Origin of the sequence: Staphylococcus sp. AntiMn-1 (assembly GCF_001663395.1) — a bacterium.
Lineage (GTDB): Bacteria > Bacillota > Bacilli > Staphylococcales > Staphylococcaceae > Staphylococcus > Staphylococcus equorum.
Genome location: NZ_CP012968.1, coordinates 1,567,759 through 1,581,845, shown reverse-complemented (window position 1 = coordinate 1,581,845; position 14,087 = coordinate 1,567,759). Strand labels below are relative to the sequence as shown.

The 14,087-nt window shown below is 38.3% G+C and carries 8 protein-coding genes, 3 rRNA genes and 2 pseudogenes; 12 read left to right on the top strand and 1 reads right to left on the bottom strand.

The window, feature by feature from the left end:
* The first annotated feature begins 523 nt into the window (after window positions 1-523).
* The 3 genes from AOB58_RS07795 to rrf all read left to right on the top strand — a co-directional run bounded on the left by AOB58_RS07795 (window position 524) and on the right by rrf (window position 5,484).
* Window positions 524-2,076: ribosomal RNA gene (locus AOB58_RS07795) — 16S ribosomal RNA — on the top strand.
* 288 nt (window positions 2,077-2,364) lie between these two features.
* Window positions 2,365-5,288, top strand: a 23S ribosomal RNA gene (locus tag AOB58_RS07790).
* 81 nt (window positions 5,289-5,369) lie between these two features.
* A 5S ribosomal RNA gene (gene rrf, locus AOB58_RS07785) occupies window positions 5,370-5,484 on the top strand.
* Together the 16S, 23S and 5S rRNA genes form the textbook arrangement of a ribosomal RNA operon.
* Window positions 5,485-5,861: 377 nt before the next feature.
* Here rrf and AOB58_RS07780 read toward each other — a convergent pair.
* Window positions 5,862-7,003, bottom strand: a protein-coding gene (locus AOB58_RS07780) for an IS3 family transposase (RefSeq protein WP_102134915.1) whose coding sequence is annotated in 2 segments (ribosomal slippage) — window positions 5,862-6,733 and window positions 6,733-7,003 — 1,143 coding nt in all. Because the reading frame shifts where the segments join, the coding sequence is not laid out codon by codon here.
* A gap of 280 nt (window positions 7,004-7,283) precedes the next feature.
* On the opposite strand from AOB58_RS07780, the pseudogene AOB58_RS07770 reads away from it, so the two are divergent.
* The 9 genes and pseudogenes from AOB58_RS07770 (at window position 7,284) to rsmI (ending at window position 13,759) form a co-directional block, all read left to right on the top strand.
* Window positions 7,284-8,626, top strand: a pseudogene (locus tag AOB58_RS07770) (lysine decarboxylase).
* A 1-nt stretch (window position 8,627) separates the two neighbouring features.
* Window positions 8,628-9,245 (top strand): dTMP kinase, encoded by a 618-nt coding sequence (gene tmk / locus AOB58_RS07765; RefSeq protein ID WP_021339911.1) that lies wholly within the window; start codon window positions 8,628-8,630, stop codon window positions 9,243-9,245.
* 26 nt (window positions 9,246-9,271) lie between these two features.
* Window positions 9,272-9,601 (top strand): cyclic di-AMP receptor DarA, encoded by a 330-nt coding sequence (locus tag AOB58_RS07760; RefSeq protein ID WP_002508726.1) that lies wholly within the window; start codon window positions 9,272-9,274, stop codon window positions 9,599-9,601.
* Between the two features lie 136 nt (window positions 9,602-9,737).
* Complete coding sequence (locus AOB58_RS07755) at window positions 9,738-10,664, top strand: DNA polymerase III subunit delta' C-terminal domain-containing protein (RefSeq protein WP_021339910.1); 927 nt, start codon at window positions 9,738-9,740, stop codon at window positions 10,662-10,664.
* A 2-nt stretch (window positions 10,665-10,666) separates the two neighbouring features.
* Window positions 10,667-11,470 carry a PSP1 domain-containing protein gene (locus AOB58_RS07750; protein WP_064783211.1) on the top strand — a complete coding sequence of 268 codons (804 nt, stop codon included), beginning with the start codon at window positions 10,667-10,669 and terminating at the stop codon, window positions 11,468-11,470.
* Window positions 11,471-11,485: 15 nt separating this feature from the next.
* Window positions 11,486-11,826, top strand: a pseudogene (yabA, locus tag AOB58_RS07745) (DNA replication initiation control protein YabA).
* 120 nt (window positions 11,827-11,946) lie between these two features.
* Window positions 11,947-12,672, top strand: coding sequence for a tRNA1(Val) (adenine(37)-N6)-methyltransferase (locus tag AOB58_RS07740; RefSeq protein ID WP_002512535.1), 726 nt, complete (start codon window positions 11,947-11,949; stop codon window positions 12,670-12,672).
* Window positions 12,665-12,913, top strand: coding sequence for a GIY-YIG nuclease family protein (locus tag AOB58_RS07735; protein ID WP_002508731.1), 249 nt, complete (start codon window positions 12,665-12,667; stop codon window positions 12,911-12,913). Before AOB58_RS07740 ends, AOB58_RS07735 begins: the two co-directional genes overlap by 8 nt.
* 3 nt (window positions 12,914-12,916) lie before the next feature.
* Complete coding sequence (gene rsmI / locus AOB58_RS07730; protein WP_002508732.1) at window positions 12,917-13,759, top strand: 16S rRNA (cytidine(1402)-2'-O)-methyltransferase; 843 nt, start codon at window positions 12,917-12,919, stop codon at window positions 13,757-13,759.
* Window positions 13,760-14,087 lie beyond the last annotated feature (328 nt).

The following is a 14,087-nucleotide window of genomic DNA, read 5'->3' as shown; positions in this document are numbered from 1 at the left end:
TATAAATTATAAATTAGAGAATTAGTTTGAAAAACACAGTGAGCAACGATAAAAGAATAGTGAATAATTTTCCGAATAGAGTGATATATAGCTATTTTAGAAAGGGATTAAGCTTCCTTATATTTTGATTTTCTGCATTGAAAGAACTGTAGTTACTAGAGATTCGTCTATAATATAGCCTTAATGAATTATATTTGTTTAATAAATGTAAGTTTTGTAGCGATAGTGTAAATTTTACTGTTGTTAAAAGGTTTTTATACGTGTATAGTATTACTAGTCGAGCGAAACAACACGACAAACACAAAAAGAAATACGAAACACAACGAAAATTAATTTTAAAAAGTTATTGACTTTTCAAGTTATAACCTGTAGAATTAACTCTTGTGATTAAGAAATGAACATTGAAAACTGAATTGCAATATGTCAACGTTAATTCCGAACACAACATTAAATTGTTGGTTCAAACGTGTTAGAGATAACACACAAATTAGTATTTTATGAGCTAATCAAACATCATAATTCATTTATGGAGAGTTTGATCCTGGCTCAGGATGAACGCTGGCGGCGTGCCTAATACATGCAAGTCGAGCGAACTTCAAAGGAGCTTGCTCCTTTGAAGTTAGCGGCGGACGGGTGAGTAACACGTGGGTAACCTACCTATAAGACTGGAATAACTTCGGGAAACCGGAGCTAATGCCGGATAACATTTGGAACCGCATGGTTCTAAAGTAAAAGATGGTTTTGCTATCACTTATAGATGGACCCGCGCCGTATTAGCTAGTTGGTAAGGTAACGGCTTACCAAGGCAACGATACGTAGCCGACCTGAGAGGGTGATCGGCCACACTGGAACTGAGACACGGTCCAGACTCCTACGGGAGGCAGCAGTAGGGAATCTTCCGCAATGGACGAAAGTCTGACGGAGCAACGCCGCGTGAGTGATGAAGGTTTTCGGATCGTAAAACTCTGTTATTAGGGAAGAACAAATGTGTAAGTAACTGTGCACATCTTGACGGTACCTAATCAGAAAGCCACGGCTAACTACGTGCCAGCAGCCGCGGTAATACGTAGGTGGCAAGCGTTATCCGGAATTATTGGGCGTAAAGCGCGCGTAGGCGGTTTCTTAAGTCTGATGTGAAAGCCCACGGCTCAACCGTGGAGGGTCATTGGAAACTGGGAAACTTGAGTACAGAAGAGGAAAGTGGAATTCCATGTGTAGCGGTGAAATGCGCAGAGATATGGAGGAACACCAGTGGCGAAGGCGACTTTCTGGTCTGTAACTGACGCTGATGTGCGAAAGCGTGGGGATCAAACAGGATTAGATACCCTGGTAGTCCACGCCGTAAACGATGAGTGCTAAGTGTTAGGGGGTTTCCGCCCCTTAGTGCTGCAGCTAACGCATTAAGCACTCCGCCTGGGGAGTACGACCGCAAGGTTGAAACTCAAAGGAATTGACGGGGACCCGCACAAGCGGTGGAGCATGTGGTTTAATTCGAAGCAACGCGAAGAACCTTACCAAATCTTGACATCCTTTGAAAACTCTAGAGATAGAGCCTTCCCCTTCGGGGGACAAAGTGACAGGTGGTGCATGGTTGTCGTCAGCTCGTGTCGTGAGATGTTGGGTTAAGTCCCGCAACGAGCGCAACCCTTAAACTTAGTTGCCAGCATTTAGTTGGGCACTCTAGGTTGACTGCCGGTGACAAACCGGAGGAAGGTGGGGATGACGTCAAATCATCATGCCCCTTATGATTTGGGCTACACACGTGCTACAATGGACAATACAAAGGGCAGCTAAACCGCGAGGTCATGCAAATCCCATAAAGTTGTTCTCAGTTCGGATTGTAGTCTGCAACTCGACTACATGAAGCTGGAATCGCTAGTAATCGTAGATCAGCATGCTACGGTGAATACGTTCCCGGGTCTTGTACACACCGCCCGTCACACCACGAGAGTTTGTAACACCCGAAGCCGGTGGAGTAACCATTTATGGAGCTAGCCGTCGAAGGTGGGACAAATGATTGGGGTGAAGTCGTAACAAGGTAGCCGTATCGGAAGGTGCGGCTGGATCACCTCCTTTCTAAGGATATATTCGGAACATCTTCCTTGAGAAGATGAAGAGGAATGATATTGACATATTGCATTCAGTTTTGAATGCTCATTACGAGTATTCATTGCGTTATTTTGTACATTGAAAACTAGATATGTAAGTAAAATTTATGATTTTACCAAGCAAAACCGAGTGAATTAGAGTTTTAAAAAGCTTGAATTCAAAAAAATAGAAATAATCGCTAGTGTTCGAAAGAACACTCACAGATTAATAACATTTTAGGTTTTCAACCGATTTTATCGTGTTGAAGGTCGAAAAGATTAAGTTATTAAGGGCGCACGGTGGATGCCTTGGCACTAGAAGCCTACGAAGGACGTTACTAACGACGATATGCTTTGGGGAGCTGTAAGTAAGCTTTGATCCAGAGATTTCCGAATGGGGAAACCCAACACGAGTTATGTCGTGTTATCGATATGTGAATACATAGCATATCTGAAGGCAGACGCGGGGAACTGAAACATCTTAGTACCCGCAGGAAGAGAAAGAAAAATCGATTCCCTGAGTAGCGGCGAGCGAAACGGGAAGAGCCCAAACCAACGAGCTTGCTTGTTGGGGTTGTAGGACACTCTATACGGAGTTACAAAAGAACAAATTAGACGAATCATCTGGAAAGATGAATCAAAGAAGGTAATAATCCTGTAGTCGAAAGTTTGTTCACTCTTGAGTGGATCCTGAGTACGACGGAACACGAGAAATTCCGTCGGAATCCGGGAGGACCATCTCCCAAGGCTAAATACTCTCTAGTGACCGATAGTGAACCAGTACCGTGAGGGAAAGGTGAAAAGTACCCCGGAAGGGGAGTGAAATAGAACTTGAAACCGTGTGCTTACAAGTAGTCAGAGCCCGTTAATGGGTGATGGCGTGCCTTTTGTAGAATGAACCGGCGAGTTACGATTTGATGCAAGGTTAAGCAGTTAATGTGGAGCCGTAGCGAAAGCGAGTCTGAATAGGGCGTTGAGTATTTGGTCGTAGACCCGAAACCAGGTGATCTACCCATGACCAGGCTGAAGTTCAGGTAACACTGAATGGAGGGCCGAACCGACTTACGTTGAAAAGTGAGCGGATGAGTTGTGGGTAGCGGAGAAATTCCAATCGAACCTGGAGATAGCTGGTTCTCTCCGAAATAGCTTTAGGGCTAGCCTTAAGTAATGATTATTGGAGGTAGAGCACTGTTTGGACGAGGGGCCCTTATCGGGTTACCGAATTCAGACAAACTCCGAATGCCAATCAATTTTATCTTAGGAGTTAGAACGCGGGTGATAAGGTCCGTGTTCGAAAGGGAAACAGCCCAGACCACCAGCTAAGGTCCCAAAATATATGTTAAGTGGAAAAGGATGTGGCGTTGCCCAGACAACTAGTATGTTGGCTTAGAAGCAGCCATCATTTAAAGAGTGCGTAATAGCTCACTAGTCGAGTGACACTGCGCCGAAAATGTACCGGGGCTAAACATATTACCGAAGCTGTGGATTGTCCGTAAGGACAGTGGTAGGAGAGCGTTCTAAGGGCGTTGAAGCATGATCGCAAGGACATGTGGAGCGCTTAGAAGTGAGAATGCCGGTGTGAGTAGCGAAAGACGGGTGAGAATCCCGTCCACCGATTGACTAAGGTTTCCAGAGGAAGGCTCGTCCGCTCTGGGTTAGTCGGGTCCTAAGCTGAGGCCGATAGGCGTAGGCGATGGATAACAGGTTGATATTCCTGTACCACCAAATTTCGTTTTAAGCGATGGGGGGACGCAGTAGGATAGGCGAAGCGTACTATTGGATTGTACGTCCAAGCAATGAGACTGAGTGTTAGGCAAATCCGGCACTCTTAAGGTCAAGTTGTGATGGGGAGAGGAAATTGTTTCCTCGAGTCGTTGATTTCACACTGCCAAGAAAAGCCTCTAGCTAGAATTTTGGTGCCCGTACCGCAAACCGACACAGGTAGTCAAGATGAGAATTCTAAGGTGAGCGAGCGAACTCTCGTTAAGGAACTCGGCAAAATGACCCCGTAACTTCGGGAGAAGGGGTGCTCTTTAGGGTTAACGCCCAGGAGAGCCGCAGTGAATAGGCCCAAGCGACTGTTTATCAAAAACACAGGTCTCTGCTAAACCGTAAGGTGATGTATAGGGGCTGACGCCTGCCCGGTGCTGGAAGGTTAAGAGGAGTGGTTAGCTTCGGCGAAGCTACGAATCGAAGCCCCAGTAAACGGCGGCCGTAACTATAACGGTCCTAAGGTAGCGAAATTCCTTGTCGGGTAAGTTCCGACCCGCACGAAAGGCGTAACGATTTGGGCACTGTCTCAACGAGAGACTCGGTGAAATCATAGTACCTGTGAAGATGCAGGTTACCCGCGACAGGACGGAAAGACCCCGTGGAGCTTTACTGTAGTCTGATATTGAAATTCGGTACAACTTGTACAGGATAGGTAGGAGCCTTTGAAACGTGAGCGCCAGCTTACGTCGAGGCGTTGGTGGGATACTACCCTTGCTGTGTTGGATTTCTAACCCGCACCATTTATCATGGTGGGAGACAGTGTCAGATGGACAGTTTGACTGGGGCGGTCGCCTCCTAAAGAGTAACGGAGGCGCTCAAAGGTTTCCTCAGAATGGTTGGAAATCATTCATAGAGTGTAAAGGCATAAGGAAGCTTGACTGCGAGACTTACAAGTCGAGCAGGGTCGAAAGACGGACTTAGTGATCCGGTGGTTCCGCATGGAAGGGCCATCGCTCAACGGATAAAAGCTACCCCGGGGATAACAGGCTTATCTCCCCCAAGAGTTCACATCGACGGGGAGGTTTGGCACCTCGATGTCGGCTCATCGCATCCTGGGGCTGTAGTCGGTCCCAAGGGTTGGGCTGTTCGCCCATTAAAGCGGTACGCGAGCTGGGTTCAGAACGTCGTGAGACAGTTCGGTCCCTATCCGTCGTGGGCGCAGGAAATTTGAGAGGAGCTGTCCTTAGTACGAGAGGACCGGGATGGACATACCTCTGGTGTACCAGTTGTCGTGCCAACGGCATCGCTGGGTAGCTATGTATGGACGGGATAAGTGCTGAAAGCATCTAAGCATGAAGCCCCCCTCAAGATGAGATTTCCCAACTTCGGTTATAAGATCCCTCAAAGATGATGAGGTTAATAGGTTCGAGGTGGAAGCATAGCGATATGTGGAGCTGACGAATACTAATCGATCGAAGACTTAATCAAATTTAAAAGTGTTTTGTTTGGCATTATCAAATTTTACTTACTATCTAGTTTTGAATGTATAATTTTTTATACAGTTCATTGTCTGGTGACAATGGCAAGGAGGTCACACCTGTTCCCATGCCGAACACAGTAGTTAAGCTCCTTAGCGCCGATGGTAGTCGGACTTACGTTCCGCAAGAGTAGGACGTTGCCAGGCAATTAGGGACCTGAAAGGGTCTCTTTTTTATGCGTAAAAGGAGCTTAACTTCCAAAAAAGCTGGTTTAAGAAAGCGTTTGAAGCTGACGAACTGAGTGAAAGACGAGACGAGCTTACAAGCGGTAAGTGAGTAAGGAAAGAGCGAAAGTGAGAAAAGATGCGAACGCTTGCCTTACACCAGAAAAGCTTCTTAGCGTCGATGGTAGCCGACTTGCGTTCCGCAAAAATAGGATAAGGTAGGATAAGAGGGATACAAAAGACAAGTCTTTTGTATAAGTGCTCCTAAGCTCTAAATATTAGAATAAGGAGCACTTTACAGGCAATTAGGGACCTGGCACTGAACCCTTAAAATGGGAATTTAATAAAAACACTGTTTTCTAAGCTGCTGATTTCCTGAATTCTATAGGAGCTAAGTAGCCTAGTTTTTGTTGAATTCTAACTTTATTATAGTTTTCAATGTAATTTTCGACAATATCTATTACAATGTTATTAGAGCTCTTGAGCTCTTTGTTTAAGTAGAATGTTTCAGACTTTAGTGAGGAATGAAAACATTCGATCGGGGCATTATCGGCTGGCGTTCCCTTACGGGACATGCTTCTGGTAATGCCTTTTTCTTTGCACAATTCATAATATTCATACGACGTATAAACACTACCTTGATCAGTATGAAGAATACAACCATCAGGAATTTCCACTTGATTAAGCGTATCGTTTACTAAACTTTGATTTTGGTGATTATCTATAGAATAAGCTATAATTTCTCCGTTATAGACATCCATAATTGATGAAAGATACAACATTGTATTACCGAAAGGTAAATAAGTAATATCAGTTACAAGTACTTCTAATGGACAGTTTGCGTTGAAATTTCTCTGTAGTAAATTATCTGTTTTATAAAATGGATTACCTGGTTTTTTAGATTTCTTAGGTTTAACGCGACAATTCAATCCATTTTCCTGCATAATTCTTTGTACTTTTTTGTGGTTAACTATTATTTCGCTAAATTTATTTAATTCAGCAGTTACTTTCCTATAACCATAGGTATAGTTGTGTTTATGACAAATATATTTAACTTTTTCTTCAATTGAATCTAATTCATAATTTTTACATTTCCAACGATAATAAGTGGATTTGGGAATCTTAAAAACATCTAATATTACCTTAACTGGGTACCTTGATTTCAACGCATTAACCACTTGTATTATTACTTTTGGCGCCACTTCCTTTCCAATTCCTTGTACTTTTTTAAAACATCAATTTCAGCTTGTTGACGTCTAATTTCTAATTTCAATTTCTCTTCATTACTGAATTCTTCAATTCCCTTTCCATATGAATATTGTTTTCCGACTTGTTGAGGAAACCTGTTGCTTTCACCATCTCTATACCATTTCCACCATCTTTGTACTTGAGTCTTATTTTTAATATTTAAAATGTCCATAATATGTTTAGTAGAATAACCTTGAATTTTCATTTCTATTACTTTGTTTTTAGTTTCTACTGAATATGCTACTTTTTTCATAGAAAAAAACACCTCCGAATAAATTCATTTTAATATGAATTCAACGAAAGTGTCTTTATTTTACTCCCATTAATTGGGGTCAGTTCAGACCTAGAAAGGTCTCTTTTTTTATGCGTGAGAAAATTAGTGAAGCCTGTTTAAAGACAAAGTCTTTTATATGCAGTACATTTGGAAATAGAGGCAGGCATGGACAAATACATCTCCTACTGCCTATATGTTAAAATATAATGAACTATGAGATATGAGAGTTGAAATTACTGCTTGAAAAGCGAGGATGCATATGACATTACCATTAACTAATAAACTTAAAAATATACTAAATAGAAATTCGATTTCGATGCATGTACCTGGACATAAAAATATGACAATTGGTTATTTAGAGCAACTAAATTTTAAAATGGATATGACTGAGATTACAGAATTAGATGATTTGCATCATCCTGAAGAAGTGATAGCAGAAAGTATGGAAGGTATAGAGAAACATCCTGATTATGATGCGTATTATTTAGTCAATGGGACTACATCTGGTATTTTATCAGTAGTCCAAGGGTTTTCAGGGCAACATGGACATTATTCTATAGTTCGAAATGCACATAAATCTGTATTTCATGCTTTGGATTTAACATCAGAACAGTGTCAACTATTGGAAATGACAATGAGCAAAAAAACGAACCAATATTTAGGGCCGAATTTGGATACATTGCTTTCTCAAATAGAACAAACTAAATTAGCAATTCTTACATATCCTAATTATTATGGTGAGTGCTTTGATGTATCTATTGCTATCAAAGATCTAAAAGAGCACAATATACCTGTATTAATAGATGAAGCACATGGTGCCCATTTTGATTTGGAAGGTTTTCCCAATTCTACTTTAAATATGGGGGCGGATTATGTGGTGCAATCGTATCATAAGTCATTACCATCACTAACAATGAGTTCTATTATATTTATTCATAAGAATGCACCGAGAAGAGAAAAGGTTATTAAATATTTGTCCTATTTTCAATCTTCAAGCCCGTCCTATTTATTGATGATGAGTTTGGAATTAGCACATCAATTTTATAAAGATTATAATAGTAAACTCTTTTTTAAAAAAAGAGACCAATTAATTCAAGCGTTAAAAGAAATTGGCGCTGAAGTCGTTAAGGTTGAAGATCCTCTGAAATTGAATATACGTTGTAATGGTTATACTGGTTTTGAATTACAAAAGTATTTTGAAACTAAAGATATTTACGTTGAACTTGCTGATGAACATCAGGTATTATTCGTTTTGCCTTTATGGCATAAGGGGATACCTATCCATTTGATTTATTAATTGAAAGAATACGACAGATTGAGTTGGAAGAGAGAGACACACAAACACCTGATCAGTCAGCGTTTAGGACTGAAGAAGGTACATACCAAGCGGGTGATATAGTTGATACAAAAAGTATCGATATTAGTCATGCTGGATCTAAAGTTTTAGCAACAAATATCGTTCCATATCCTCCTGGCATTCCTGTTATGTTTAAAGGAGAAAAAATTACAGAAAATATGATAGAATTAATGAATTATTGGTATGATAATAATATAAGAGTAGAAGGAATTAAAAATTATAAAATAGAAATTAAGGATGAATAAAATGTCAGCTTTTATAACTTTTGAGGGCCCAGAAGGTTCAGGTAAAACTACAGTCATTCAACAAGTGGCAGAAAGGTTAGAAACAGAGTATGATGTTGTACTCACTAGAGAACCTGGTGGTGTTAAAACTGGAGAGCAAATACGTGAAGTATTACTTGAAGGCGACGATATGGATGAGCGCACAGAAGCCTTATTATTTGCGGCCTCAAGACGTGAACATCTTGTTGGTAAAGTTATACCATCATTAGATGAGGGAAAGATAGTATTATGTGATCGTTATATAGATAGTTCATTAGCTTATCAAGGTTATGCACGGGGTATAGGAATAGAAGAAGTGAAATCTATTAATGAATTTGCTATTAATGGTTTATATCCAGATAGAACCATTTACCTTGATGTGAGCGTAGAGGTAGGTCGTGACCGTATACAAAAAAATCAGCGAAATCAGAATCGTTTAGATCAAGAAGATGTAATATTTCATGAAAAAGTAGTTGAAGGTTATAAGAAAATTATTCATAATGAGTCTAAACGTTTTATTGTGATTGATGCAAATCGAAGTATAGAAGAAGTAGTAAATGCGACGTATGAATCTATCAACAAATACTTAGAAAAATTGTGATATAATATTTGGAAGAGGTGTTTAGTATGAAAATGATTATAGCAATTGTACAAGATCAGGATAGTCAAGAACTGTCGGACAAACTTGTTAAACATAATTTTAGAGCAACAAAACTTGCAACCACTGGTGGATTTTTAAGAGCTGGGAATACTACGTTCTTATCTGGTGTTGAAGATGATCGCGTGGATGAGATGTTGAAAGTTATCAATGATACTTGTGGTAACAGAGAGCAGCTTGTATCACCTATTACACCGATGGGTGGTAGTGCAGATTCTTATATACCGTATCCGGTTGAAGTAGAAGTTGGAGGAGCAACGGTATTTGTAATGCCTGTTGAAACTTTCCATCAATTCTAAAATCATGGTTGCTTAATATAGTAGCCTCTCAAATTACATTTTAGCTAAAAAGATGTGCCTATGGTAATCTTTTGGAATGTTTTTTGTAGAGTAACTATATATAAGCAGCCTTTTTATATAAAGGAGTAACTTTATAATGGACGAACGAGAAAGACTGACGAAAGCCTATCAATCAAATAAATTGTCACATGCTTATTTATTTGAGGGTGATGATGGTCAGACAATGCAACAAGTCGCTATTGATTTTACGAAGCTGATTTTATGTGATCAAGACAATCAATGTCAGTTAAAGGTAGAAACATTTAATCATCCTGATTTTATGTATATATCCTCTGAAGAGAATACAATAAAGAAAGATCAAATAGAACAGTTATTACATCATATGAATCAATTACCAATAGAAGGTGACTATAAAGTATATATTATTGAATCCTTTGAAAAGTTAACCATTCAAGGTGAAAATAGCATTTTGAAATTTTTAGAGGAACCTCCTGAAAATACTATCGCCATCTTATTAACTACGAAGCCTGAACAAATTTTAGACACAATCCATTCGAGATGTCAGCATGTTTATTTTAAACCTATTAATAAAGCTAATTTTATAAATAGATTAGTAGAACGTGATATTTCTCGTCCAGTAGCTGAATTATTAAGTACATATACTACGCAAATTGAAACGGCAGTTACGCTAAACGAAGAAGCAGATTTAATGGCGCTACGTAAAAGTGTCATTAAATGGTGCCAATTACTTTTAACAAATCGACCTATGGCATTGATTGCTATTGTCGATTTATTGAAACAGGCTAAAAATAGAAGGCTACAAATGGTCACATTAGCTGCAGTTAATGGTTTCTTTCAAGATGTTATGCATGCTAAAGTAGGGATGACTGATGATATGATATATCAAGATTTACAAGTCGATGTACAAGAATATACGGAAAAACTAACATATAATCAAATTATTTTGATGTATGATCAAATAACAGAAGCACATAAAAAGTTGAATCAAAATGTGAATCCAACTTTAGTGTTTGAGCAAATCGTAATAAAAGGGGTGAATTAGTTATGCAAAATGTAGTAGGTATTGATTTTCAAAAATCAGGGAAAATGGAATATTATTCGCCTCAACACTTTAATTTAACTGTAGGAGACTGGGTAGTTGTAGAGTCTAAAAGAGGGTTAGAGATGGGTCGTGTAAAATACGAACCTTTAAATGTTGCGGATCAAGATGTAACACTACCATTAAAAGAAATTGTACGTATTTCAACTGAAGAAGATTTAATCAGATATGAACAAAATGAGCAAGCTGCAAAAGAAGCTTTGCAATTGTGTAAAGATACAATACAGCAACAACAATTAGAAATGCGTTTGGTTAACTGTGAATTCACATTAGATAAATCAAAAGTAATATTTAATTTTACTTCAGATGAACGAGTTGATTTTAGAAAACTCGTAAAAGTCTTGGCACAGAAGTTAAAAACACGTATTGAATTAAGACAGACAGGTGTTAGAGACGAAGCAAAATTATTGGGTGGCATTGGGCCATGTGGACGTTCTTTATGTTGTTCAACATTTTTAGGTGATTTTGAACCAGTATCTATAAAAATGGCTAAGGATCAAAACTTATCTTTAAATCCAACTAAAATTTCGGGAGCCTGTGGACGTTTGATGTGTTGTCTCAAGTATGAAAATGATTATTATGAAGAGGCACGTGCACAATTACCTGATGTTGGTGATCCGATTGAAACACCAGAAGGTAACGGTAAAGTGATAGGGTTAAATATTTTAGACATTTCCATGCAAATTAAAGTGGAAGGCCTAGAGCAACCACTTGAATATAAGATGGAAGAATTAGAAACGTTTAATTAGGAGGCCGTTACAACATTGAATCGAAGCGAGATATTTGAAAAGTTAGCACATTTAGAAGAAAATATTAATCAAATCAACGGTGATATGGTTAATTTGAAAAATCTTACTGTCGAACTCATAGAAGAAAATGTAGCCTTACAAATAGAGAATGAAAATCTGAAAACTTTAATAGATAAAGAAGAAAAACCTAAAAAATAGAAAGCGGTCATAAAGCACAATATAAGCGACCACTTCGCAGTAAAGATAATTTAGCAATGCTTTATAAAGAGGGTTTTCATATTTGTAATGGTGAGTTATTCGGAAAACATAGAAAAGGTGACGACTGTTTATTTTGTTTAGAAGTGCTGAGTGAATAATTAAAGAACGAAATTGCCTATAAAACAATATGGATGAAATGTGATTGAGGATGAGATGTAGCGATAGGCTTGGTTATTAAGCATCGCAGTCTCGTCTTTTTTTTGGAGGATATAATGAATATGCATATGGAAAATGAAAGGTTAGATTTTTTAATTAAAGAAAAACTAGAAATTATTCAAAATGATGATGTGTTTTCTTTTTCAACAGATGCTTTACTACTTGCACATTTCACAAAAGTAAAAAAACAAGATACGATTATGGATTTGTGTTCGGGTAATGGTGTGATACCTTTATTACTTTCTGATAAAGGACAGCAAGCTATAGATGGAATCGAAATACAGCAACAACTTGTAGATATGGCACAACGTAGTATCGTACATAACCATTTAGAAAATAGAATACAGATGCATCATATGGATTTGAAAGAGGCGCACAAACAGTTTAGTCCTGCAAAATATAGCCTTATTACTTGTAATCCGCCTTATTTTAAAGCGAATCAAGCGTTCCAACATCAGAAGGAAGCACATAAGATCGCACGACATGAGATCATGTGTACACTAGAGGATTGTTGTTTTGCAGCCAGACATTTACTGAAACAAGGCGGACGTTTTGTGATGGTACATCGAGCAGAACGTCTTATGGATGTCTTAACCTATATGAGAGCATACCAGATTGAACCCAAGAAACTTCATTTCATCTATAGTAAGCAGGGTAAAGTGGCGCAAACAATTGTTGTTGAAGGTAGAAAAGGCGGTAATCAAGGGTTAGACATTCAAACACCATTTTACATATATAATAATGATGGAACGTATACTAAAGAAATGAGAGAAATATATTATGGATAAACATTATATATACATTGTTAAGTGTAAAGATGGAAGTTTATATACTGGTTATGCAAAAGACATAGAAAAAAGGGTAGAAAAGCATAATAAAGGACAAGGCGCCAAATATACTAAAATAAGACGTCCGGTAGAGTTAGTTTATCAAGAAATGTTTGATACGAAGTCAGAAGCTTTAAAACGAGAATACGAAATAAAAACCTATTCTAGGCAACAAAAATTAGTATTAATAAGCGAGGGATAACTCATGGCGACATTATATTTAGTAGGAACACCTATAGGAAATTTAGCAGATATTACATATAGAGCTGTAGACATTTTAAGATCGGTGGATTTGATTGCTTGTGAAGATACAAGAGTGACTAAAAAGTTATGTGCACATTATGATATACAAGCACCCCTGAAGTCCTATCATGATCACAATAAGGAACAACAAACGGATTACCTAATAGAACAACTGCAGCAGGATGTTAGCATCGCACTTGTATCAGATGCAGGATTGCCATTGATTAGCGATCCCGGTTACGAGCTTGTCGTGGCAGCGAGGGCAAGTGAAATCAGAGTTGAAACGGTGCCAGGCCCTAATGCTGGATTGACGGCACTGATGGCGAGTGGGTTACCATCATTTACTTATACATTTTTAGGGTTTTTGCCACGAAAAGAAAAGCAAAAATTAGATATTTTAGAGCAACGGATGTTTGAAGATAGTACACTGATTATTTATGAGTCCCCACATCGTGTGAAGGAGACGTTGAAAACAATTCAAAAAGTAGATGAAACGCGAAAAGTTTCACTAGGTAGAGAATTAACTAAAAAGTTTGAGCAAATTGTCACAGGAGAAGTTGGAGAATTACTAAACCAACTTAATGAAAATCGTATTCCAACTAAGGGTGAATTTGTCATAGTCATCGAAGGTGCAATAGCTGAAGAAGATACGTCGTGGTTTGAAGATATGTCGATACAAGCACATGTGGATTATTATATAAACGAAAATATGAAACCTAAAGCTGCAATTAAACAAGTTGCTGAAATGCGTCATATGAAGACTGGCGAAGTTTATGATATTTATCATGAGGTTTCCAATAATTAATCCAGGTTGGATTGATAATTCTTAAGATAAAGCTTCTAAGGTAAAGTGAAGAACTTTCATAGGATGAAATCACGTTTAATCAAGAAAAATGAGTTGAAAAACTCCCATAACACGCGTGATTTATGGTAATGTAGACAAGATAGAGATTATTAATCATATTAAAATTTCAGAAGAATTAAGTCATGAAAAGTTCGATATGAATAGTAATCTAATCATATCATTATAAAAGTGGCTAAATTAGAAAATGAAATATAAAACATACATCTGTTTCATTGAGGGAAAAATGAATTTAGATATATTTAAAGCGTAGGAAACGAGGAGGAACATT

Bases quoted from the DNA above. Each gene is read 5' to 3' on its own strand.
- AOB58_RS07740 (WP_002512535.1), top strand. From the start codon at position 11,947: ATGCATATGGAAAATGAAAGGTTAGATTTTTTAATTAAAGAAAAACTA.
- AOB58_RS07750 (WP_064783211.1), top strand. From the start codon at position 10,667: ATGCAAAATGTAGTAGGTATTGATTTTCAAAAATCAGGGAAAATGGAA.
- tmk (WP_021339911.1), top strand. From the start codon at position 8,628: ATGTCAGCTTTTATAACTTTTGAGGGCCCAGAAGGTTCAGGTAAAACT.
- AOB58_RS07735 (WP_002508731.1), top strand. From the start codon at position 12,665: ATGGATAAACATTATATATACATTGTTAAGTGTAAAGATGGAAGTTTA.
- AOB58_RS07755 (WP_021339910.1), top strand. From the start codon at position 9,738: ATGGACGAACGAGAAAGACTGACGAAAGCCTATCAATCAAATAAATTG.
- rsmI (WP_002508732.1), top strand. From the start codon at position 12,917: ATGGCGACATTATATTTAGTAGGAACACCTATAGGAAATTTAGCAGAT.
- AOB58_RS07760 (WP_002508726.1), top strand. From the start codon at position 9,272: ATGAAAATGATTATAGCAATTGTACAAGATCAGGATAGTCAAGAACTG.